This is a genomic window from Serratia sp. Nf2 (assembly GCF_003028435.1).
In the GTDB taxonomy this organism is placed as follows: domain Bacteria; phylum Pseudomonadota; class Gammaproteobacteria; order Enterobacterales; family Enterobacteriaceae; genus Serratia; species Serratia marcescens_L.
In genome coordinates this window covers 135,823-156,526 of sequence record NZ_PYTW01000003.1, presented here as the reverse complement: position 1 = coordinate 156,526, position 20,704 = coordinate 135,823, and the positions used below count along the sequence as shown (strand labels likewise).

Genomic DNA, 20,704 nt, shown 5'->3' with positions numbered 1-20,704 from the left:
GAACCGTCATAAAAAATATAGGGATGATAATGAAACGTGCGTTGAGTTTAATGGGCATGGTCTTCGCCACTGTATTGGCCGGCACGCAGGCCGCCAGTGCGACCGAATACCCGCTGCCGCCGCCGGACAGCCGTCTGATCGGTGAAAACACCACTTATACCGTGCCAAACGACGGCCGTCCGCTGGAGGCGATCGCCGCCGACTACAAGATTGGCCTGCTGGGCATGTTGGAAGCCAACCCCGGCACCGACCCGTTCCTGCCCAAGCCGGGTACGGTGCTGACCATTCCGACCCAAATGCTGCTGCCCGACACCAAGCGTGAAGGGATCGTCGTCAACCTGGCCGAGCTGCGCCTTTACTACTACCCGAAAGGCGAGAATAAAGTGATCGTCTATCCGATCGGTATCGGCCAGACCGGGATGCACACGCCGCTGGAGGTGACCTCTGTCAGCCAGAAGATCCCCAACCCGACCTGGACGCCTACCGCCAACATCCGCAAACGCTATCAGTCCCAGGGCGTGACGCTGCCTGCGGTAGTGCCGGCCGGCCCTGAGAACCCTATGGGGTTGTTCGCCCTGCGTCTGGCGATGGGGCGCGGTGAATACCTGATCCACGGCACCAACGCCAACTTCGGTATCGGCATGCGCGTCAGCTCCGGCTGTATTCGTCTGCGTCCGACGGACATTGAAGCGCTGTTCAATATGGTGCCGCGCGGTACGCGGGTGCAGGTGATCAACGATCCGGTGAAGATTTCGGTTGAGCCGGACGGCAAACGCTATGTGGAAGTACACCAGCCACTGTCGCGGGTGGAAAGCGACGATCCGCAGACCATGCCGATCGCGTTGTCTAAAGCGGAGAAAGCCTTTGCTGCGGATGGTCAGACCGATCGCGCCGTGTTCGATAGCGCGGTTGTACGCCGTTCTGGCATGCCGGTACTGGTCAATGTAGGGGAGAGCCCGTCGGCGGTGAGTTTGACGCCTGTAGCGGCGCCTGCGACGAATAAGAGCCCATTCAAGGCAGCGCCAATCAGTTCCGTGAACTGAGTTTGCAGGATTGAGCGGTCGAAGAGGGGTTCAGCGTGCTGAGCCTCTTTTTTTATCTGCCGAAGGAGAGCCCCAGGGCTGATGAGCAGGCAAAAAAAACGGCGCACACTGTGCGCCGTTTTCAATAACCAAAGCTATCTTACTTTTTGTAAGCGTGAGCTTGGTTGTCCAGACGCTGGTTAGCGCGTGCTGCGTCGTCTTTAGCAGCTTGAACGTCAGAACGCATTGCGTTCACGTCGTTGCTCAGCTGATCAACTTTAGCGTTCAGAGTCTGAACGTCAGAAGACAGTTGATCGATTTTAGCGTTGCTAGAGCAGCCAGCCAGCAGAGTGGAACCCAGGATTACCGCGCCCAGTACCAGTTTAGTACGATTCATTATAACACCCTCTAGATTGAGTTAATCTCCATGTAGCGTTACAAGTATTACACAAACTTTTTTCGAAAGAGAATAATTTTTTAGTGTTGAGGTGCTTTATTTTGATCGTTCGCTCAAACTTGCATCTGGTTTTACAAATTAGTTAAAAAAACGAGGGAAAACAGCCGGCTTCCATGGGACTACTCCGATTCTTTATTAGCTAAATAATGAGCGGATCGCGGTTGCGTTTTGAGAAAAATAGTTTACTGCCGATAAAAAAAACGCCGCAAAGCGGCGTTTTGATCAAGGCAATTATGTCACGTTTTATATTACAGCACGTGTACCGAGGCCGTGTTGGTGGTGCCGCTCGGCACCAGCGCGCCGGAAACCATCACCACGACGTCGCCTTTCTGCGCCAGGCCGCTGGCCAGCGCGGCTTCTTTACCGATGCGGTAGAAGTCGTCGGTAGAGGCGATTTCCTTGACCATCTGTGGGATGACGCCCTTGCTCAGCACCAGCTGATGCGCGGTAGTCTCATTGGTGGTCAGCGCCAGGATCACCGCGTTCGGGAAGTATTTACGCACGGATTTCGCCGACTTGCCGCCGCTGGTGGCGACCACGATCAGCGGCGCGTCCAGTTTCTCGGCGGTTTCAACCGCGCCGCGGCATACTGCTTCGGTGATGCGCAGCTTGCGACGATCGTTCAGAGCGTCGATGCGGCTTGGCATCACGCGATCGGTACGCTCGCAGATGGTCGCCATGATGTTGACGGCTTCCAGCGGGTATTTGCCCTTGGCGCTTTCGCCGGACAGCATGACGGCATCGGTGCCGTCCAGGATGGCGTTGGCGACGTCGCCGGCTTCCGCGCGGGTAGGGCGCGGGTTCTTGATCATGGAGTCGAGCATCTGGGTGGCGGTGATCACCACTTTACGCGCGCGGTTGCATTTCTCAATCATCATCTTCTGGGCAAAGATCACTTCTTCGACCGGGATCTCGACGCCCAAGTCGCCACGGGCAACCATGATGCCGTCGGACGCTTCGAGGATCTCGTCGAAGTTGTTCAGGCCTTCCTGGTTTTCGATCTTGGAGATGATCTGGATCTGCTCGCCGCCGTGGGCTTTCAGGTGTTCGCGGATCTCCAGCACGTCAGAGCGTTTACGGATGAAGGACGCCGCCACGAAGTCGACGCCTTGTTCGCAACCGAAGATCAGGTCGCGTTTGTCTTTTTCGGCCAGCGCAGGCAACTGGATGGAAACGCCCGGCAGGTTGACGCCCTTGTTCTCGCCCAGGTCGCCGTTGTTCAGCACCTTACAAATGACTTCGTTTTCGGTCACATTGGTGACTTCCATGCCGATCAGGCCGTCGTCAACCAGCACGGTGTTGCCGATCTTCAGGTCGGCGGCGAAGCCGGCGTAGGTGACCGCTACGCGATCGCTGTTGCCGATCACGCTCTGGTCGGTGGTGAAAGTGAAGGTTTGGCCGGCGACCAGCGAGGCGTCTTTACCGCCTTCCAGTTTCATGGTGCGAATTTCCGGGCCTTTGGTATCCAGCAGGATGCCGGCGTTGATACCGGTTTTCGCCATCACGGCGCGCATGTTCTTGATGCGGTTGCCGTGCTCTTCATAGTCGCCGTGAGAGAAGTTGAGACGCATCACGTTCATGCCTGCATTGAGCAGGTTGGTCAGCATTTCTTCCGATTCGGTTTTTGGACCGATGGTACAAACAATTTTGGTCTTTTTCATGGCGGAGTTTTCTATAAGTTGTGATGGATAAAAAAACGAATTTGACCGGCGCGGCTTACGCCGGTTGGGAATTTGGGTCGTGCCTGGCGGTGAAAAACATAATTAAGGATAGGTGACGACAGTTGAAGCGGGGCGGAAAAATTCAGCCCGCGCGGGGGCGCGGGGATGCTGCGCAACGGGGTAAGATCACATCGTGTTGTTATTGCGTTTTCGCAGATCAAGGGCTGAAACCATTCAACTGATAGACGTTGCGCATTATAAAGGCTAAGCGGCGGGAAACAAAATAAAAAACCGCGGCGGTGCGGCGGATATAGCAAAACGGGGCTAAATGTGGCGCAAATGCAACGCGTTGTGGGTTGCTTGTTGCGCAAATAACCTTTTTGTACCTATGGGTTAGCGTGTTTGGGGGATTTCCAGCAGCACGCCGGCGCTCAGGCAGAAGCAACCGCTGGCGACGTTGGCCGGCAATATCAGGCTCTCGCCGGCCCGTACCACCCGGGTGTCGCCGCCGAGGGTAAACTCGAATTCACCGGAGATCACCCGGGTTTGCAATGCGTGTGGGAGTTTTTGCAGTTGGCCGAAGTCGCCGGTCTCGAAACGCACTTCCGCCGCCGGTGAACCGTCGCTCATCACGCCTTCACGGCGGGCAGGGCCATTGCCGAGCGGTAAAAAGGCGGTTTTGGCGGTAAAGCTGGTCATGTGGCGTTCCTGATGGTTGGTGGCGGTAGCACGGCGCGAACGGCATCATAATTGGGCGGTCGGCAGAGACGATACAACGGGAAGTATAAAGCGACAAGGTGAGATGAATCAGCAATATGGTGCGTCCGAGTGGACTCGAACCACCGACCCCCACCATGTCAAGGTGGTGCTCTAACCAACTGAGCTACGGACGCACTGGGCTGCTTCTGAAATTTGGTGCGTCCGAGTGGACTCGAACCACCGACCCCCACCATGTCAAGGTGGTGCTCTAACCAACTGAGCTACGGACGCACTGTACTGCTTCAGGAGTTTGGTGCGTCCGAGTGGACTCGAACCACCGACCCCCACCATGTCAAGGTGGTGCTCTAACCAACTGAGCTACGGACGCATCTTTTCCTGTCTGTCATGGCTGACAGCGGGGACGAATATTAACGAGCTACCCGCGTGCTGGCAAGGGGAAAAGCGCAATTTTATTCGGTATTTCACGCGATTGCTGAGGTTGTGCGCAGTCCGGCGTTTTTTTCCGCAAACCGCGGCCCGGCCGGGGAGGAAACCGGCCGGGCGTGGGCTCAGCGCGTGGATCGCTGCAGGATGACGGCGGTCGGCTGTTTCTGCAGCCAACGCATGCGCAGCGCCATCATGATGGCGGCGAAGGTCAGGCCGATGATAAAACCGATCCAGAAACCGCTCGGCCCCATCGCCGGCACCACCACGTCGGTTAACGCCAGCAGATAGCCGCTCGGCAGGCCCAACACCCAATAAGCGATAAAGGTGATGAAGAAGATCGCGCGGGTATCTTTATAACCACGCAGCACGCCGCTGCCGATCACCTGGACCGAATCCGAAATCTGGTACAGCGCCGCCAACAGCATCAGCTGCGAGGCCATCGCCACCACTGCCGGGCTGTCGTTGTACAGCAGGGCGATCGGTTCGCGCAAGGTGGCGGTAAACAGCGCGGTGCAGACGGCCATGGTGACGCCGACGCCGATGGCGGAGTAGGCGGCGACGCGCGCGCCTTCGACCGAACCTTCCCCCAGACGGTAACCGACGCGGATGGTGGCGCCGACGCCCAGCGACAGCGGCAGCACGAACATCAGCGCGCTGAAGTTAAGCGCGATCTGGTGGCCGGCGACCGCAACGATCCCGAGCGGCGAAACCAGCAGCGCCACCACGGCGAACAGGGTGACTTCGAAGAACAGCGCCAGCGCCACCGGCATGCCGATGCCGATCAGGCGCTTCAGCGCCGCCCAGTCCGGGCCGCCGAGATCGCCTGCCTGGCGTTTGATGTCGCGCTGCGAGGGCGCACGCTTCACGTACCAGCGCATCATCAGGAACATGATCCAGTAGACGCTGCCGGTGGCGACGCCGCAGCCGACGCCGCCCAGCTCCGGCATGCCGAACTTGCCGTAGATGAAGATGTAGTTGATCGGAATATTCACCAGCAGGCCGAGGAAGCCGATCACCATGCCGGGCTTGGTTTTGGACAGCCCCTCGCACTGGTTGCGCATCACCTGGAAGAACAGGTAACCCGGCGCGCCCCACATGATGGCGTGCAGATAGCCGACGGCTTTATCTGCCAGCTGCGGATCGATGTTGTGCATCATATCGATGACGAACTTGCAGTTATACAACACCACGATCAGCAGCACGGACACGCCGGAAGCCAGCCAAAAACCCTGACGCACCTGATGACCGATGCGATCGCGTCGCCCGGCGCCGTTAAGCTGAGCGATAACCGGGGTCAGCGCCAGCAGCAGGCCGTGGCCGAACAGGATGGCCGGCAGCCAGATGGAGGTGCCGACCGCAACCGCTGCCATGTCGGTGGCACTATATGCGCCGGCCATGATGGTATCCACCACGCCCATGGCGGTTTGCGATATTTGCGCGATGATGACCGGGATAGCGAGAGCCAATAAACTACGCGCTTCAATTAAGTACTTCTGCACGCATACACCTTTTCTATTTATATATGTGGGAGGGAGGGCTGTCGCGAGAGGACAACAATTAAAATAGCGGAATTTTGTCAAAAAGATTGTACCTGCTCGGCGTCGTTAAGCAAACGCCGCAGATAAATAGTTATTAAATGCGCAGGCCCGCGTTTTTTGCCTACGCGGATTTGGTTTTCAGCGCCAACTGGGGCAAACTGCCGGGAGCGTTTTAACCTATTTAGCAAGAAGAGGCACATATGTTCACCGGTATCGTACAAGGCACCGCGCCGCTGGTCGCCATTGATGAGAAACCCAATTTCCGCACCCACGTGATCGAGATGCCTGCCGAGCTGTTGCCGGGGCTGGAGCTGGGCGCGTCGGTGGCCCATAACGGCTGCTGCCTGACCGTGACCGCGGTGGAAGGCAACCGTGTCAGCTTCGATTTGATCAAGGAAACGTTGCGCCTGACCAACCTCGGCGACCTGGCGCTCGGCGACATCGTCAATATCGAGCGCGCGGCAAAGTTCAATGACGAAATTGGCGGCCATTTGATGTCCGGCCATATTATCTGCACGGCGGAAGTGGCCAAGATTTATACCTCGGAAAATAATCGCCAGGTCTGGCTGCGCATGCCGAATGCGGAATTGATGAAATATGTGCTGCACAAAGGTTTCATCGGCATTGACGGCATTAGCCTGACCATCGGCGAAGTGGTGAATAACCGTTTCTGCGTGCACCTGATCCCGGAAACGCTGGATCGCACCACGCTGGGTCAGAAACGTCTGGGTGATAAGGTGAACATCGAAATCGATCCGCAAACGCAGGCGGTGGTGGACACCGTCGAGCGCGTGCTGGCCAACCGGGAAGCGACGCTGGCGGCGGCGATGGCGCCGGCGCATAAAGACTGACAGCGATTCTGGCGTTGCCGCCGGTATCGAATCATAAGCAGAGAGGAGAAACGCGTGAAGTTTTATGGGAAAACGTTGTTGTTAACCGCGTTGCTGGCGCTGAGCGCCTGCAGCAGCTCACCTGAGCAGGGCGCCGGCGCGCAAATGGCCGATGCGGACGATACCTGCGGTGCTTCGCAGTATCAAAACTTCGTCGGTAAGCCGATGACCTCGCTGGAAGGCGTGCGGATCGACGCCAAGGTGCGCGCCATTCCGTACAACTCTGCCGTCACCATGGATTTCAACCTGCGCCGTCTGAACTTCCTTGGCGATAGCAACGATAAAATCATTCGCGTTTATTGCGGTTAACCCGCAGGGTCCGAAAGAGCAAAAAAAAGCCCCGACGATGATGTTGCCGGGGCTTTTTTATCGGGAAAGCATTCAACGGGCGACGCGGATGCCGCCTTCAACGCCTTTCGGGCTGAACACCACCTGCCACAGCTGCAGATCGCGCGCCCGGAACGCGCCGGCGCAGGCATTCAGGTAGTAGCTGAACATCCGCTCGAAGCGTTCGGAATAGCGCGGGGCAAGCTGCGGCCACGCCTGCTTGAAGCGTTCGAACCAGGCCATCAGTGTGCGATCGTAGTCGGCACCGATGTTGTGCCAGTCTTCCATCACGAAATGGCCTTCGCTGGCTTCGGCGATATGGCTCACTGAAGGCAGACAGCCGTTCGGGAAAATGTACTTGTTGATCCACGGATCGACGTTCATGTCGGTTTTGTTGGAGCCGATAGTGTGCAGCAGGAACAGGCCGTGCGGCGCCAGATTGCGCTCTACCACGTTGAAATAGGTGCGGTAGTTTTTCGGCCCGACGTGCTCGAACATGCCGACCGAGACGATGCGATCGAACTGCTGATGCAGATCGCGGTAATCCTGCAGCAGGATCTGCACATCCAGCCCGGCGCAGCGCGCCTGAGCCAGCTTCTGCTGTTCGGCAGAAATGGTTACGCCGACCACTGACACGCCGTAATGCTTCGCCGCATAGGCGGAAAGACCGCCCCAGCCGCAGCCGATGTCCAGCAGGCGCATACCTGGCTGCAGCTGCAGTTTTTCGCAGATCATCCGCAGCTTCGCTTCCTGCGCTTCCTCCAGCGTGGTGGCGTCTTTCCAGTAGCCGCAGGAATATTGCATGTAAGGATCGAGCATCAGGGTAAACAGATCGTTGCCGAGATCGTAATGTTCTTTGCCGACGATCCAGGCGCGCTTTTTCGATTGCAGGTTGGTCAGGCGCGCGGCGGCGATACGCAGGGTATCTTTCAGGTGGTGGGGGAGTTTCTTCTCCAGCCCGGCGCTGACCACGCGCTGGAAGAACATATCCAGCCGTTCGCACTCCCACCAACCGTCCATGTAGCTTTCGCCCAGGCCCAGCGACCCTTGCTGCAGGACGCGTTTAAAGAAATCGGGGTTTTTAACCTGAATATCGAAAGGGCGCGATCCGTTGATTTCAATGCCGGCCAGACCGAGCATTTCGTGCGCGATACGGTACCACTGATTGTCCTGGATGCTCAGATCTTCTATACACGATGAACTCATAGCTTCTCCATCACCTTCTTCTGACTGATGACCCGTTAGGAAACAGCTTAGACAATTTCTGCGGGTGCATACGTTTACCGGCGGAAAATAGGCCCGCGGCGTCTGATATCCGACTATGAACAGAGGAAATTTAAAGAAACGACCCGGCGCGAACGGCGCGGGATAAACGCATCCTTAAAAAAAGAGTGTGACGCAAAGCGCGTACACAAGTGCTAATTGAGATATAGAGATTATAAGGTGTTACTTTACAAGGTTGTTTTTGAGTATAGGCGTGCCGAGGCGTTGACTCAACTGTAAATCGCACTCGGCACACATATTCTTTAAGTGATTATTAAACTTGGTAATTATGACGCTGAGTTAGCATGTTCCCGCTGCGCTTTTTGCTGCGCGTCAGCCGCTTTTCCCCGCTGCAGGAAATACCCCAGCGCGGCCAGGATCACCGTCGATACCATTACCGTCACCGTCGCCAACAGCGGCTGGGCAATGAACGCCGACACCAGCATGCTCGCCACAAAGCACAGCCCCAGCTGCAGCGTATTTTGCAGCGCGGCGGCCTTGCCACTGCTTTCCGGGAACGGCATCAGCGCATTCGCCACCATTATCGGGTAGCCGGCGCCGTTGACCAGCGCCATCACGCAGAACGGGATCAGCAGCGTGGTGAGCGTCGGTGCGGTCAGGGTCGCCACCAGATACAGCGCCACCATGCTGACACCATAAGCTACCAGCAGCCACGGCAGCAGGGTTTTGCCATTGATGCGCTTGAGCGCGGCACGGCAGCCATAGCCCCCCAGCAGGAAAGCCAGCGTCTGCGGCACATAGCTCAGACCGATGTCGCTCGGGCCATAGCCCATATCACCGAGGATGAACGGCGAGCCGGTCAGCCAGGCGAAGAAGCCTGCCGAGCAGGCGGCATACATGGCGACGTTGCCGCTGAACACCGGGGATTTCAACAGTCGCCAGAAGCTGACGCCGTTTTTTGGCGCCTCGGCGGTGGGCTGCGTTTTGGCGCGCTCTTTGAGCATCAGCGTCGGTAGCAGCAGCAGTACGGTGATGGCCAGCAGCACGGCGAAGATCGCGCGCCAGCTGGCGTGGTTCAACAGCCAGGCGCCCAGCAGCGGCGCCAGCGCCGGCGACAGCGCGACCAGCGGCATGATGGTGGCGAATACGCGGTTGGCCTGGCCTTCGCGATAGCGGTCGACCACCAGCGCTTGCCAGATGGCGGCGGCGGAACAGACGCCGACGGCCTGAATAAAGCGCAGGATCCAGAGCTGCACGGCGTTCTCTACCCACAGCATGCCCAGGCAGCCGAGGGCGAACAGCGTCAGGCCGATCAATAATACCGGTTTGCGGCCCAGGCGGTCGGAGAGCGGCCCCCACAGCAGCTGCGCGAAGGCGAAGCCGGCCAGGAAGATGCTCAGGCTGGCGCTCACCGCGCCGGCGGAAATTTGCAGTTCCTCCCGCATGGCGCCGAAGGCGGGGAGGTACATATCGGTCGCCAGATAACCCAGCATGCTCAGGCCGGCGAGGTAGAACATAAAGCCAAAGGAATTTCGCATGGTATTTCTCGTTAATATTTTAGTGTCGCAGGTTTTTAGCGCCGGCCAGTGTATCCGGCTGGATCTCTGCTTGTGAAACGGTAATATTTGCAAAGTGCTGTTAAAAAAATTGAAGGCAAAGCGATGTGGTCTGAATATTCTCTTGAAGTGGTCGACGCAGTGGCGCGTACCGGCAGTTTCAGCGCGGCGGCGCAGGAGCTGCACCGGGTGCCGTCGGCGGTGAGCTATACCGTACGGCAGCTGGAGCAATGGCTGGCGGTGCCGCTGTTTGAGCGGCGTCACCGCGACGTGGAGTTGACGCCGGCCGGCGCGTTGTTTATCAAGGATGCGCGAGTTGTTATCAAAAAAATGCTCGACACTCGCCGCCACTGTCAGCAGGTGGCTAACGGGTGGCGCGGCCAGCTGAATATCGCGGTCGACATCATCGTCAAACCGCAGCGCAGCCGCCAACTGGTGCTGGATTTCTACCGTCATTTCCCCGACGTCGAATTGATGCTGCAACCCGAGGTGTTCAACGGCGTGTGGGATGCCTTGGTGGACGGCAGGGCGGATATGGCGATCGGTGCCACCCGTGCGGTGCCGGTCGGCGGCGGCTTCGCCTTCCGCGACATGGGCTATATGAACTGGCTGTGCGTGGTCAGCCCGCAACATCCGCTGGCGCAGTTGACGGGGCCGCTGAATGACGATCAGCTGCGGCCGTATCCTTCGCTTTGCCTGGAGGACACCTCGCGCAATCTGCCCAAGCGCGTCACCTGGACGCTGGATAACCAGCGGCGGCTGGTGGTGCCGGACTGGACTTCGGCGCTCGACTGTTTGTGCGCCGGGCTGTGCGTCGGCATGATGCCGGCGCATCGGGCGCTGCCGCGGGTGCAGCGCGGTGAGTTGAAGGCGTTGCAGCTGCAGCAGCCGTTTCCTGCCAGCCCTTGCTGCCTGACCTGGCAGCAGGATAAACCGTCACCGGCGATGAGCTGGCTGCTGGCGTATCTGGGCGATGGGGAAACGCTGAATCAGGAGTGGCTGAGCGAGGTGGAACCGGAAGCCGCGCAGGCTTCCGGCGCGGGGGATTAGCGGCGGTAGTCGATGAACGGGCCGTCGGCGACCGAGCGGCGTTCGATCAGCTTCGGATGCACTTCGATCACCTGCGACTCTTCGCGTTTGCTGATAATGCGATCCAGCAGCATGGTGAAGGCCATTTCGCCCAGACGCTCTTTCGGCTGGTGAATGGTAGTCAGCGCCGGGGTGAAGTAGCGGGCGTTGCGCACGTTGTCATAGCCGATCACAGAAATATCCTGTGGCACCCGCAGCCCCAGCTCGTCGGCCGCGCAGATGGCGCCCATCGCCATGATGTCGCCGCCGCAGAATACCGCGGTCGGCCGCTGTTTTTGCGACAGGATTTGGTGCATCGCCTTGTAGCCGGACTCCGGCTCAAAGTCACCCTGGACGATCCACTCTTCGCGGATGTCGATATGCGCTTCCTGCAGCGCCTTCATAAAGCCCTGATGACGGCCGCCGCCGGTGTTGCGCGACAGCTGGCCCGGAATGGCGCCGATATCGCGGTGGCCGCGCTCGATCAGGTAACGGCCGGCCAGATAGCCGCCTTCGAACGCGTTATCGATGATGGTATCGGTGAAGTCGCCGCGCGCAGCGCCCCAGTCCATCACCACCATCGGGATATTACGGTAGTCTTCCAGCATGCCCAGCAGCTGATCGGGGTACTCGGAGCACATGACCAGCAGGCCGTCGACGCGTTTTTGCGCCAGCATCGCCAGATAGGCGCGCTGCTTATCCATATTATTGTGTGAGTTGCACAGGATCAGGGTGTAGCCCTTGCTGTAGCAGCTGTTTTCCACCGCCTCGATCACTTCGGCAAAGTAGGGCGCTTCGCTCGAGGTGGCCAGCAGGCCGATCGACTTGGTGTGATTGACTTTCAGGCTGCGCGCCACGGCGCTCGGCGAGTAGTGCAGTTCTTTGATGGCGGCCCACACGGCCGCTTTGGTCTCTTCGGCGACGAAACGAGTCTTATTGATGACGTGCGAAACGGTGGTGGTGGAAACGCCCGCGCGTTTGGCCACATCTTTAATCGTTGCCATGTAAGGAATGACTCCTGAACTCACATGTTTACAGCATGTAAGTGTGATGTTAATCGTTTGCCTACGTAGATCCTTCTCCAGAGAAGCGAAAACTGAGTTTTTAGTGTGTTGAAGTCTTCAGCGCTTAATCAGGAGGGGCATGGATGCCGGTACGCAGTTGTGAACTGCGAATTTTGTCGCATATTGAACAAAAGTGGAAGAGGTAATCGAGATTATAAACCGGGAAATGATAACAAGATTTTATCGGCGAACTGTGGGAAAATGATTTGACGTACTAATTGTGCGCCTTTTATCCTTAGGAAAGCCCATTTTAAAGGAGTTGTCATGGATACCGAATTGAAGATGTCGCTGTTCACCACCGTCTGCGCGTTGGCGGTCATTATCGCTTTCAGCTTCGTTGCCGCGTTGAACTGATTTACCCCCGGTTATAAAAAAGGCGCAGCCTGGCTGCGCCTCATCACCTCAGAACCTGCGCTTACGCTAGGTTTTCCGCGGCGAAGGTCCAGTTGACCAACGCCCAGAAGTTTTCCAGGTATTTTGGACGCGCATTGCGGTAATCGATGTAATACGCGTGTTCCCACACGTCAACGGTCAGCAGCGGTTTGTCTTCACCGGTCAGCGGGGTGGCCGCGTTGGAGGTGTTGACGATCGCCAGCGCGCCGTCCGGTTTTTTCACCAGCCAGGTCCAGCCGGCACCGAAGTTTTTCACTGCGGCATCGGTGAACTGCTCTTTGAACGCAGCGAAGGAGCCGAAGGATTTGACGATCGCCACCGCCAGTTCGCCCTGCGGTTCACCGCCGCCCTGTGGCGACAGGCAGTGCCAGTAGAAGGTGTGGTTCCACACCTGCGCGGCGTTGTTGAAGACGCCGCCGTCAGAGGTCTTGATGATCTCTTCGAGCGATTTGCCCTCGAATTCGCTGCCTTTCACCAGGTTGTTCAGGTTAACCACGTAGGTGTTGTGGTGTTTGCCGTAGTGGTATTCCAGGGTCTCGGCGGAGATGTGCGGCTCGAGCGCGTTTTTCTCATACGGTAATGCAGGTAATTCAAACGACATTGCTTCCTCCTTTACAGCGCCATTCGCTTCCCGCCGGGGCGAGAGTCATATGGGCCGTTTTTTATTGTGGTCTTTCAATCTTAACAATTTTCATCATAAAAAACAGGAAGAAAAGCGAGAAATGCGCGTGGGGTGGTGCGATGGGCGAGAGCTTGAACAGGCGGTTGCGACCCAGGCCGCAACCGCGCAGAGCAGGGCATTAACGAATGGTTTTCGGCGTCACTACGCGGCGTGCGCCGATGTAGTGGTTCTGCCAATAGTCATTGTCGAGCTGGCTGATGCGGATCTCTTCGCCGGTGCGCGGCGACTGGATGAATTTGCCGTTGCCCAGGTAGACGCCAACATGGTCCGCCACGCCGCGGTTGTTGATGCGGAAGAACACCAGATCGCCGCTTTCCAGTTCGCTTTTCTTGATCGGCGCCGCGTCGCGCAGGTGATACATTTCGTTGGCGGTGCGCGGCATTTTGATTTTCACCACGTCTTTATAGGCGTAATAGATAAGGCCGCTGCAGTCGAAACCGGTGCGCGGCGAACTGCCGCCCCAGCGATAAGGCTTGCCCATCTGATCCATCAGCTTGGCCATCGCGGTCTGCTTGGCATGCTGGTAGCGTTTTTTGTGCGCCGGGCTGAGTTTTAACGGCTTTTCGTCACGCGCCAGTTTGGCGGTGGCCATACCGGCTTCGCGGTGGCGACCATAGCCTTTTTTATAGCCCTTTTTCGGCGGGGTGACTTTAATCTTGGCGGTTTTCTGTGCTTTGGCCTTGGGTTTGGCGCTGGCGATCTTTTTCGCGCTTTTCTCGCTTTTCGCCTTGGCGGTCTTGGTTTTTTTCGCAGGGGCCGTCACTTTGGCTTTTTTAGCGGCTTTGTCCGCTTTCTTTTTTCTGCGGTCATCGGGCCGCGCTTCATTAGCATGGCTTTTACGCTGCTCGGCGGCAACACGCGCCTGTGGCGCAGCGTGCGCCAAATTGAAGAAGAGCTGCGTAAACAGCAGCGCAAAGAGCGTAAGAATTAAACGCATGTCGACGTCACCAACCTTGGCCCCGAAGCGGATATCGAAAGAGTTACAGTATTCCCGAATTTCGCCATATAAAACAGCGAAGAACTCATAAATAATAATCCATATTGTGAGAAAACGTTAATGACATTTTTTTTGGTTCAAAATCAGTCTGTTGGTGTATAAAAAAGCACCGCCGGGTGGCTTTGGATATAATTAATCCCCGTCGTCATCGCCAAGCAATATATTAGTGAAATGGTCGGATTAAAAATGTTATTCTCAACGTATGTTTTGACCGGAATGACGTGGCCGGTGAAACGCGATCGGTAGCGGGCGAATATCCTTTCAAAAGATGGCGTTTTCTTGCGACTGTTCCAGCCGCTACAATAGCCCGCGTGATGCATGTTGTAGCCATGAAATGTGGCTTGAGGAAGCAATAAATGACGACGACACTTGAAAAAATTCAGCACCAGATCGCTGAAAACCCGATTCTGCTGTACATGAAAGGTTCGCCAAAGCTGCCGAGCTGCGGCTTCTCCGCACAGGCTGTGCAAGCGCTGTCCGCCTGCGGCGAACGTTTCGCCTACGTGGACATTCTGCAAAACCCGGACATTCGCGCCGAGCTGCCAAAATACGCCAACTGGCCAACGTTCCCGCAGCTGTGGGTAGACGGTGAGCTGGTCGGCGGTTGCGATATCATCATCGAGATGTATCAGCGCGGCGAACTGCAGCAGCTGATCAAAGAAACGGCAGAAAAGTATAAAGCGCAGGAAGACCAGCAGTCTTAATCGACAGGCTTGCGGTTATCGCGTAACGGGCGGCGCCAGTGCAAACTGGGCCGCCTTTTTTGTTGGTTTACTCGGCGAGATCGGCGACGGGCAGCGGCCAGCCGCCGAGACGTTTCCAGCGGTTAACCAGCTCGCAAAACAGCAGGGCGGTTTGCTCGGTGTCGTACAGCGCAGAGTGCGCCTGGCTGCTGTCGAACGGCATGCCGGCGGCGATACAGGCTTTCGCCAACACCGTTTGTCCCAGCACCAGGCCGCTCAGCGCGGCGGTGTCGAAGGTGGCGAACGGATGGAACGGGTTGCGCTTCAGGCCGGCGCGTTCGGCTGCGGCCATCAGGAAGCTGTGATCGAAGTTGGCGTTGTGTGCCACGATAATGGCCCGGTTGCAACCGCGATCCTTGAGCCCTTTGCGCACCGCTTTGAAAATGGCGTGCAGCGCGTCATATTCGCTGACCGCGCCGCGCAGCGGATTGTGCGGATCGATGCCGTTAAACGCCAGCGCTTCCGGCTGCAGGTTGGCGCCCTCGAAAGGCTCCACGTGGAAGTGCAGGGTCTCGTCCCGCTGCAGCCAGCCATCTTCATCCATTTTCAGCGTGACGGCGGCGATCTCCAGCAACGCATCGGTATTGGCGTTGAAGCCGGCGGTTTCAACATCTATTACTACGGGATAAAACCCACGAAAACGACCACTCAGGGCGTTAAGATCACTTTTTTCGGCCATCAGTTTCTTATCTTCATCGAATGCAGCGCGCATTATGGCAAATTTTGCGCCCGGTTGCAGGCGCTATCGCGCGGAGAATCAGCAGGGCGCAGCGCGCCCTGAAGGGGGGGGTTAGTGGCCGAGGCCCTGACCGGCGTGTTTGTTTTCGATCAGCTCGATTTTGTAGCCGTCCGGATCTTCGACGAAGGCGATGACCGTGGTGCCGCCTTTCACCGGGCCGGCTTCGCGGGTGACCTTGCCGCCTGCGCGGCGGATGCTGTCGCAGGTGGCGGCAACGTCGTCCACGCCCAGCGCCAGGTGGCCAAAGGCGGTGCCCATGTCGTAGCTGTCGGTGCCCCAGTTATAGGTCAGTTCGATAACCGCGCCTTCGCTCTCTTCCGTATAGCCGACGAAAGCCAGCGAGTATTTGTACTCTGGGTTTTCGCTGGTGCGCAGCAGGCGCATGCCTAATACCTTGGTGTAGAAGTCGATGGCGCGTTGCAGGTCACCGACGCGGATCATGGTATGGAGTAAGCGCATAATTCCTCTGAATTGACTGTGCCGTGGCAGACGGCGGGTGGATTGAAGCACAAGCGAGTATAGCCTTGTCCCGCAAGGGAATTCAACGTGACGAGTAAGTGACGATGTCACTTGCCGATCTCGCGACGGTGGTGTCTAAATATTGATCGAGCGTACCGATCGATACAGAGTAATTGATCTGCACAATCAATTATCTATTCCAGCGGCAATCGTGTAAAAATCGAACGGCAATAGAGATCAACACCAGGGAACCCCGGCCCGCCTTGTGCGGGCCTTTTTGTGCGCGGCGCATAAAAAACGGCCATGCGGTTGCGTGGCCGTTGGGGGTCAGAACGGGTTACTTCGCCAGAAACGGATAGTCGGTATAGCCTTCGGCGCCGCCGCCGTAGAAGCTTTCCGGCTTAGGCTCGTTCAGCGGCGCATGCTGGCGGAAGCGCTCGACCAGATCCGGGTTGGCGATGTAGCTGCGGCCGAAGGCCACCGCGTCGATGAAGCCTTTTTCGATCAACGCTTCGGCTTTTTCGGCGGTGTAGGCGCCGGCGCCGACGATCACCCCTTTAAAGTGGGCGCGTACCGAATCGCGGAAGGCGTCGGAATACGGTTTGCCGCCGGCCCAGTCCGGTTCGGAGATGTGCAAGTAGGCGATGTTGCGCTTATTCAACTCTTCCACCAGATACAGCGCCGCTTCTTCCTGATCTTCACCGTTGTCCAGCCCATTGAATGGCCCCAGCGGCGAGATACGAATACCGATGTGCTCGGAACCCCATTCGGCGATGGTGGCGTCGACCACTTCCAGCGTCAGGCGGGTGCGGTTCTCAATGCTGCCACCGTATTGATCGGTACGCTGGTTGGAAGCGGGTGACATGAACTGGTGCAGCAGATAGCCGTGGGCCGCATGCAGTTCGATGAAGTCGAAGCCGGCTTCCCGTGCGTTGGCGGTCGCCTGGCGGAAATCGTTGACGATGCCCGGGATCTCGCTGGTTTCGAGTGCACGCGGCGTGGAGGTCGGTACGCGCACCCAGGCGCCGGTTTCATCACGCACGGTGGTACGAGTTTCGGCGTTGATTGCCGAAGGCGCGACCGGTGCTTGCCCGCCCGGCTGCAGACTGGCGTGGGAGATGCGGCCTACGTGCCACAGCTGTACGGCGATATGGCCGTTTTTATCATGCACTGCCTGCGTGATGTTTTTCCATGCGGCGATCTGCTCCGGGGTATGCAACCCCGGTGCGCCGGCGTAGCCTTTCGCCTGGAAGGAAACCTGGGTCGCTTCGGTCACAATCAGGCCGGCGCCGGCGCGCTGTGCGTAATATTCCGCCATCAGCGGCGTAGGAATGTCGCCCGGCTCGATGCTGCGCAGACGCGTCAGCGGAGCCATAAACACGCGGTTGGGCAGGGTGATGGCGCCAACCTTCAGCGGAGAGAGCAATTTTTCAGTCTTCATAGTGCATCCTGTATTTAATAGACCGGTCGTCTAGTAATGGGCGATAAAAAACCACGAACTGCATTTTTCAATAAAAAGAAATTGTTACCGTTACGGTTGCGGCGGGCGCAGCAGCAACTCGATGCTTTCCAGCGCGCTGGTCAGCGGTGCCAACGAGTGACGTATCTTGGCGCGCAGCGAGGCACCGAGCCACAGTGAATACAGCGTTTCTGCGGTCGCCGCGGGGCTCATGGCCACCGACAGCGAGCCCTCGGCGATACCGCGCTCGATGGCCTCCTGCAGGTGGCCGATCACGCGAGCGGTGCCCGTTTCCAGCGCATGGCGCATCGGTTCCGACAGATCGCTCACCTCGGCGGAAAGCTTCACCGCCAGGCAGGCGTTGTGGCATTCGCTGCGGCAGTGGTAGCTGATGGCCTGAGCGTAATAGCCGAGCAGCTGGTGGCGGGCATCGCCGCGTCTGTCGGCAAATAGCGCCTGCATTTCTGCATCATAATGGGCGAAATAGCGTTGCAGCATCGCTTCGCCGAAGACTTCCTTCGAGCGAAAATAGTGGTAGAACGAGCCTTTCGGCACGCCCGCAGTGGCCAGCAGTTCGCTCAGCCCCATGCCGGTAAAGCCCAGACGCAGGCTGAGGGTTTCGCCGGTGGCGAGCAGATGTTCACGTGTGTCCACGTTGCAATGCGTTGATTTGGTCATCATGGTGCCGAGCATAATAGACCGATTGGTCTAGGTCAATGGGAATAAAAAAACCGGCGCACAAAACGCCGGTGGTCTACAAACTATTGTGCCCCAGCGGCACGCGGAAGTTAAGCGCTTACGCCGCGTTGCGACAACGCTGCAGGATATCCAGCTGGGATTGATATTCGCGGCTCTGCACGTTCAGCATACCCAGCAGGGTGTGGAACAGGTTGTCCTGCGACACGTCGTCCTTTTCCGCCAGCGTATTCAGGCACTGGCGATCGACGCCGAAGTTGCGCTGATAGTCGGCCGACATCCACATCAGGAAAGGCACGTGCGTTTGTTGGCTTGGCGCGAAGACATAAGGCGTGCCGTGCAGATACATGCCGTTTTCCCCCAGCGATTCGCCGTGATCGGACAAATAGACCAGCGCGGTATTGAACCGGTCGTCATACTGCCGCAGCAGCTTGATAGTGGCATCGAGCATCGCGTCAGTATACAGGATGGAGTTGTCGTAGGTGTTCACCAGCTGTTCATGGCTGCAATCCTGGATCTGATTGCTGTTGCAGGTCGGCGAAAACGCCTGGAACGCCGGGGTGCTGCGGCGGTAGTAAGCCGGACCGTGGCTACCCATCTGGTGCAGCACGATCACGCCGTCGTCTTTCAGGCTATTGATATAGTCGTTCAGCTTGTACAGCAGCACGTTATCCATACAAACCTCGCCGTCACAGTCCTGCGGCAGTTTCAGCTTGGTCATATCGATGTGCGGTACCCGGTCGCAGGCGCCTTTGCAGCCGCCGTCGTTATCGCGCCACAGCACGCTGACGCCGGCATGCGCCAGCACGTCGAGCACACCTTCCTGATGCGTTGCCTGAGTCGCGTCGTACTCCTTGCGCGGCATGTTGGAGAACATGCAGGGCACGGAGATCGCCGTTTCGGTGCCGCAAGAGCTGGCGTTCTTGAAGTAGACCACGTCATCCTGCTTCAGGCGCGGGTTGGTTTCGCGTTCATAGCCCCCGAGGGAGAAGTTTTCGGCGCGGGCGGTTTCGCCTACCACCAGGATCACCAGCGTTTTCTTGGCCTGCCCGGCGATCAGCGGCCCTTTGCGCGCGTCCTCACCGATTTTTACCAACGGCAGATTGCGGGTGAAATAACGCTGTTCGGTAAACTTGATGGTGCCGGCCACGAAGTTGGAAGGCGTCAACATCTTCACCACGCTTTTATTGTTGCGGATCAGCGAAGCGTAGTCTTTGTAAAACAGCGCGGCGACGATCAGGATCACCACCAACGACAGCATGACGTTGGCGGCGCGCAGTCCGACCATGTACCACCAGGGGCGAGTCTGGCGAATTTGGGTGAAGCAGACCGCCACCGCCGGCAGAATGCCAAGCAGTGCCAGCCATAATCCCATACGCGGCGTCAGCAGCGCCGTCGCTTCCTGAGGATTAGTCTCGAAGGCGTTTTGCATCATGTTGCCGTCGATCACTACACCATAGCTGAACATGAAATAGTTGGCTGCGGCGCTGCCGAGCAAGAAAAAGATGATCAGCGGCTTGCGCAGGTAGGGCACAGTCAACACGCTGAAGATGATATTCAGCGCACAGAAGATCACCACCGGCATGCTGGCGGCGAAAATCACGCTGTGGACGCTATCGAAGGTGATATACGACCAGGCGCGATGCAGGAATAACGCGTTCTGAAACAGAGTGAAGAACAGGGCGGTGGCGAGGGTAAAACCGAGGCTGTTGCACTGTAAGCGTTGACGTAACCACATTGCCAAATCGGGATCCTGAAAGTAGATAATGTCGTGAAATCTACCGGATGAAACTTAAGAAAACCTTAGAAATTCAGAATACTGGCGGCGGAGAATACGCGAAAACCGCCAGGCCGGGCGGCCTGGCGGTGGGACGGTTTAGTAGGCAGCGGTGAATTGCGCGCGAATAAATTGAGGTTTTTCAATCTCATCAACGATGGCGACCGCCAGGTCTTCCACCGAAATGCTGGCCGGCGCTTCGCCGTTCATCAGCAGTTGTGTGGTGCCGAGGCGGAACTGGCCGGTGCGTTTGCCCGGCTCCAGCAGGGCAGCCGGCGAGAGATAGGTCCAGTCGAGCGCCGATTCGTTGCGCAATGTGTTGCGCAGATCGCGCACCGCCTGCGCGCCGGGGCGGATATTGTCCGGGAACTGCGGCGTATCCACCAGTTCAACGCCCGGCGCCACTTCCAGGCTGCCGGCGCCGCCGACCACCAGCAGGCGCTTGACGCCGGCCTGTTCGACCGCGGTGAGGATCTGTTGGGCGCCGCGGGTGGTTTTCTCATACAGGTTGTCTTCGCCCCAGCCGGGGTTGTAGGCGCTGATCACCGCATCCTGACCGCGCAATTGCCCCGCCAGCCAGGCGGTATCGGCAACGTCGCCCAGTGCGACGGTCAGATTGGCGTGCTCCGGCAAATCTTTTTTCTGGCGGGCGATCGCCGTCACCTGAATGCCGCGAGCCAGCGCTTCATCCACCACGCGGCGGCCAACAAAACCGGTTGCTCCAATAATGGCTACTTTCATCTGTATGCTCCTTCAGGAATGGGTCAGTCTCGTCATGCAGGCCGATGTGCCTGCTGCGTAGGATC

The 20,704-nt window shown here is 57.9% G+C and carries 21 protein-coding genes and 3 tRNA genes; 6 read left to right on the top strand and 18 right to left on the bottom strand.

The window, feature by feature from the left end; genetic code table 11:
- Positions 1-29: 29 nt before the first annotated feature.
- The gene (locus C9411_RS08535) at positions 30-1,043 is read left to right on the top strand and encodes a L,D-transpeptidase family protein (RefSeq protein WP_063989707.1); all 1,014 of its coding nucleotides are present in this window, start codon (positions 30-32) and stop codon (positions 1,041-1,043) included.
- Between the two features lie 139 nt (positions 1,044-1,182).
- On the opposite strand, the gene C9411_RS08530 is transcribed toward C9411_RS08535, so the two are convergent.
- The 7 genes from C9411_RS08530 to C9411_RS08500 all read right to left on the bottom strand — a co-directional run bounded on the left by C9411_RS08530 (position 1,183) and on the right by C9411_RS08500 (position 5,785).
- Complete coding sequence (locus C9411_RS08530; RefSeq protein ID WP_004931354.1) at positions 1,183-1,419, bottom strand: major outer membrane lipoprotein; 237 nt, start codon at positions 1,417-1,419, stop codon at positions 1,183-1,185.
- A 308-nt stretch (positions 1,420-1,727) separates the two neighbouring features.
- Positions 1,728-3,140, bottom strand: coding sequence for a pyruvate kinase PykF (pykF, locus tag C9411_RS08525; protein WP_063989708.1), 1,413 nt, complete (start codon positions 3,138-3,140; stop codon positions 1,728-1,730).
- 393 nt (positions 3,141-3,533) lie between these two features.
- Positions 3,534-3,839 (bottom strand): hypothetical protein, encoded by a 306-nt coding sequence (locus tag C9411_RS08520; protein ID WP_063989709.1) that lies wholly within the window; start codon positions 3,837-3,839, stop codon positions 3,534-3,536.
- A 117-nt stretch (positions 3,840-3,956) separates the two neighbouring features.
- A tRNA-Val gene (locus C9411_RS08515) sits at positions 3,957-4,033 on the bottom strand.
- Between the two features lie 20 nt (positions 4,034-4,053).
- Positions 4,054-4,130: transfer RNA gene (locus C9411_RS08510), tRNA-Val, on the bottom strand.
- A 20-nt stretch (positions 4,131-4,150) separates the two neighbouring features.
- Positions 4,151-4,227, bottom strand: a tRNA-Val gene (locus tag C9411_RS08505).
- Positions 4,228-4,408: 181 nt separating this feature from the next.
- A complete protein-coding gene (locus C9411_RS08500; RefSeq protein WP_063989710.1) occupies positions 4,409-5,785 on the bottom strand; it encodes an MATE family efflux transporter in 1,377 nt (458 codons plus the stop codon).
- A 239-nt stretch (positions 5,786-6,024) separates the two neighbouring features.
- On the opposite strand from C9411_RS08500, the gene C9411_RS08495 reads away from it, so the two are divergent.
- Complete coding sequence (locus C9411_RS08495; protein WP_107226870.1) at positions 6,025-6,675, top strand: riboflavin synthase subunit alpha; 651 nt, start codon at positions 6,025-6,027, stop codon at positions 6,673-6,675.
- A 54-nt stretch (positions 6,676-6,729) separates the two neighbouring features.
- On the top strand, positions 6,730-7,023 hold the full coding sequence (locus tag C9411_RS08490; protein WP_038874785.1) for an I78 family peptidase inhibitor: 294 nt from the start codon (positions 6,730-6,732) through the stop codon (positions 7,021-7,023).
- A 72-nt stretch (positions 7,024-7,095) separates the two neighbouring features.
- Here C9411_RS08490 and cfa read toward each other — a convergent pair whose 3' ends face one another.
- Both cfa and punC read right to left on the bottom strand, forming a co-directional pair.
- Complete coding sequence (gene cfa / locus C9411_RS08485; protein WP_038874787.1) at positions 7,096-8,247, bottom strand: cyclopropane fatty acyl phospholipid synthase; 1,152 nt, start codon at positions 8,245-8,247, stop codon at positions 7,096-7,098.
- Positions 8,248-8,591: 344 nt separating this feature from the next.
- Positions 8,592-9,803 carry a purine nucleoside transporter PunC gene (gene punC / locus C9411_RS08480; protein WP_107226869.1) on the bottom strand — a complete coding sequence of 404 codons (1,212 nt, stop codon included), beginning with the start codon at positions 9,801-9,803 and terminating at the stop codon, positions 8,592-8,594.
- A 123-nt stretch (positions 9,804-9,926) separates the two neighbouring features.
- Here punC and punR point away from each other — a divergent pair, with 123 nt between their 5' ends.
- Positions 9,927-10,871 carry a DNA-binding transcriptional activator PunR gene (gene punR, locus C9411_RS08475; protein ID WP_107226868.1) on the top strand — a complete coding sequence of 315 codons (945 nt, stop codon included), beginning with the start codon at positions 9,927-9,929 and terminating at the stop codon, positions 10,869-10,871.
- Here punR and purR read toward each other — a convergent pair.
- A complete protein-coding gene (gene purR / locus C9411_RS08470; protein ID WP_107226867.1) occupies positions 10,868-11,893 on the bottom strand; it encodes an HTH-type transcriptional repressor PurR in 1,026 nt (341 codons plus the stop codon). The genes punR and purR overlap by 4 nt on opposite strands.
- Positions 11,894-12,217: 324 nt before the next feature.
- On the opposite strand from purR, the gene C9411_RS08465 reads away from it, so the two are divergent.
- The gene (locus C9411_RS08465; protein ID WP_019455989.1) at positions 12,218-12,307 is read left to right on the top strand and encodes a YnhF family membrane protein; all 90 of its coding nucleotides are present in this window, start codon (positions 12,218-12,220) and stop codon (positions 12,305-12,307) included.
- Positions 12,308-12,368: 61 nt separating this feature from the next.
- Here the strand turns inward: C9411_RS08465 and sodB are convergent, their stop codons facing one another.
- Together sodB and C9411_RS08455 are read right to left on the bottom strand one after the other, a co-directional pair.
- Positions 12,369-12,947: a superoxide dismutase [Fe] gene (gene sodB, locus C9411_RS08460; protein WP_107226866.1), complete on the bottom strand. Its 579-nt coding sequence runs from the start codon at positions 12,945-12,947 to the stop codon at positions 12,369-12,371.
- Positions 12,948-13,146: 199 nt separating this feature from the next.
- Positions 13,147-13,965 carry a C40 family peptidase gene (locus tag C9411_RS08455; RefSeq protein WP_025302657.1) on the bottom strand — a complete coding sequence of 273 codons (819 nt, stop codon included), beginning with the start codon at positions 13,963-13,965 and terminating at the stop codon, positions 13,147-13,149.
- A 416-nt stretch (positions 13,966-14,381) separates the two neighbouring features.
- On the opposite strand from C9411_RS08455, the gene C9411_RS08450 reads away from it, so the two are divergent.
- Complete coding sequence (locus tag C9411_RS08450) at positions 14,382-14,729, top strand: Grx4 family monothiol glutaredoxin (RefSeq protein WP_004931329.1); 348 nt, start codon at positions 14,382-14,384, stop codon at positions 14,727-14,729.
- Positions 14,730-14,796: 67 nt separating this feature from the next.
- Here C9411_RS08450 and rnt read toward each other — a convergent pair whose 3' ends face one another.
- The 6 genes from rnt to C9411_RS08420 all read right to left on the bottom strand — a co-directional run bounded on the left by rnt (position 14,797) and on the right by C9411_RS08420 (position 20,639).
- Positions 14,797-15,480: a ribonuclease T gene (gene rnt, locus C9411_RS08445; RefSeq protein WP_063989715.1), complete on the bottom strand. Its 684-nt coding sequence runs from the start codon at positions 15,478-15,480 to the stop codon at positions 14,797-14,799.
- A gap of 78 nt (positions 15,481-15,558) precedes the next feature.
- On the bottom strand, positions 15,559-15,966 hold the full coding sequence (gloA, locus tag C9411_RS08440) for a lactoylglutathione lyase (RefSeq protein WP_004931325.1): 408 nt from the start codon (positions 15,964-15,966) through the stop codon (positions 15,559-15,561).
- A gap of 337 nt (positions 15,967-16,303) precedes the next feature.
- Positions 16,304-17,407, bottom strand: a complete 1,104-nt coding sequence (locus C9411_RS08435) for an alkene reductase (RefSeq protein WP_063989716.1) — start codon at positions 17,405-17,407, stop codon at positions 16,304-16,306.
- Positions 17,408-17,497: 90 nt separating this feature from the next.
- A complete protein-coding gene (locus C9411_RS08430; RefSeq protein WP_063989717.1) occupies positions 17,498-18,118 on the bottom strand; it encodes a TetR/AcrR family transcriptional regulator in 621 nt (206 codons plus the stop codon).
- A gap of 103 nt (positions 18,119-18,221) precedes the next feature.
- Positions 18,222-19,859 carry a phosphoethanolamine transferase EptA gene (gene eptA, locus C9411_RS08425; protein WP_107226865.1) on the bottom strand — a complete coding sequence of 546 codons (1,638 nt, stop codon included), beginning with the start codon at positions 19,857-19,859 and terminating at the stop codon, positions 18,222-18,224.
- A 138-nt stretch (positions 19,860-19,997) separates the two neighbouring features.
- Positions 19,998-20,639, bottom strand: coding sequence for an NAD(P)-dependent oxidoreductase (locus C9411_RS08420; protein WP_063989719.1), 642 nt, complete (start codon positions 20,637-20,639; stop codon positions 19,998-20,000).
- Between the last annotated feature and the right edge of the window lie 65 nt (positions 20,640-20,704).

Coding starts and splice junctions, on each gene's coding strand:
- C9411_RS08420 (WP_063989719.1), bottom strand. CDS start 20,639: ATGAAAGTAGCCATTATTGGAGCAACCGGTTTTGTTGGCCGCCGCGTG.
- rnt (WP_063989715.1), bottom strand. CDS start 15,480: ATGCGCGCTGCATTCGATGAAGATAAGAAACTGATGGCCGAAAAAAGT.
- C9411_RS08450 (WP_004931329.1), top strand. CDS start 14,382: ATGACGACGACACTTGAAAAAATTCAGCACCAGATCGCTGAAAACCCG.
- C9411_RS08520 (WP_063989709.1), bottom strand. CDS start 3,839: ATGACCAGCTTTACCGCCAAAACCGCCTTTTTACCGCTCGGCAATGGC.
- C9411_RS08495 (WP_107226870.1), top strand. CDS start 6,025: ATGTTCACCGGTATCGTACAAGGCACCGCGCCGCTGGTCGCCATTGAT.
- C9411_RS08530 (WP_004931354.1), bottom strand. CDS start 1,419: ATGAATCGTACTAAACTGGTACTGGGCGCGGTAATCCTGGGTTCCACT.
- punR (WP_107226868.1), top strand. CDS start 9,927: ATGTGGTCTGAATATTCTCTTGAAGTGGTCGACGCAGTGGCGCGTACC.
- eptA (WP_107226865.1), bottom strand. CDS start 19,859: ATGTGGTTACGTCAACGCTTACAGTGCAACAGCCTCGGTTTTACCCTC.
- sodB (WP_107226866.1), bottom strand. CDS start 12,947: ATGTCGTTTGAATTACCTGCATTACCGTATGAGAAAAACGCGCTCGAG.
- gloA (WP_004931325.1), bottom strand. CDS start 15,966: ATGCGCTTACTCCATACCATGATCCGCGTCGGTGACCTGCAACGCGCC.
- C9411_RS08430 (WP_063989717.1), bottom strand. CDS start 18,118: ATGCTCGGCACCATGATGACCAAATCAACGCATTGCAACGTGGACACA.
- C9411_RS08535 (WP_063989707.1), top strand. CDS start 30: ATGAAACGTGCGTTGAGTTTAATGGGCATGGTCTTCGCCACTGTATTG.
- purR (WP_107226867.1), bottom strand. CDS start 11,893: ATGGCAACGATTAAAGATGTGGCCAAACGCGCGGGCGTTTCCACCACC.
- pykF (WP_063989708.1), bottom strand. CDS start 3,140: ATGAAAAAGACCAAAATTGTTTGTACCATCGGTCCAAAAACCGAATCG.
- C9411_RS08435 (WP_063989716.1), bottom strand. CDS start 17,407: ATGAAGACTGAAAAATTGCTCTCTCCGCTGAAGGTTGGCGCCATCACC.
- cfa (WP_038874787.1), bottom strand. CDS start 8,247: ATGAGTTCATCGTGTATAGAAGATCTGAGCATCCAGGACAATCAGTGG.
- C9411_RS08465 (WP_019455989.1), top strand. CDS start 12,218: ATGGATACCGAATTGAAGATGTCGCTGTTCACCACCGTCTGCGCGTTG.
- C9411_RS08455 (WP_025302657.1), bottom strand. CDS start 13,965: ATGCGTTTAATTCTTACGCTCTTTGCGCTGCTGTTTACGCAGCTCTTC.
- punC (WP_107226869.1), bottom strand. CDS start 9,803: ATGCGAAATTCCTTTGGCTTTATGTTCTACCTCGCCGGCCTGAGCATG.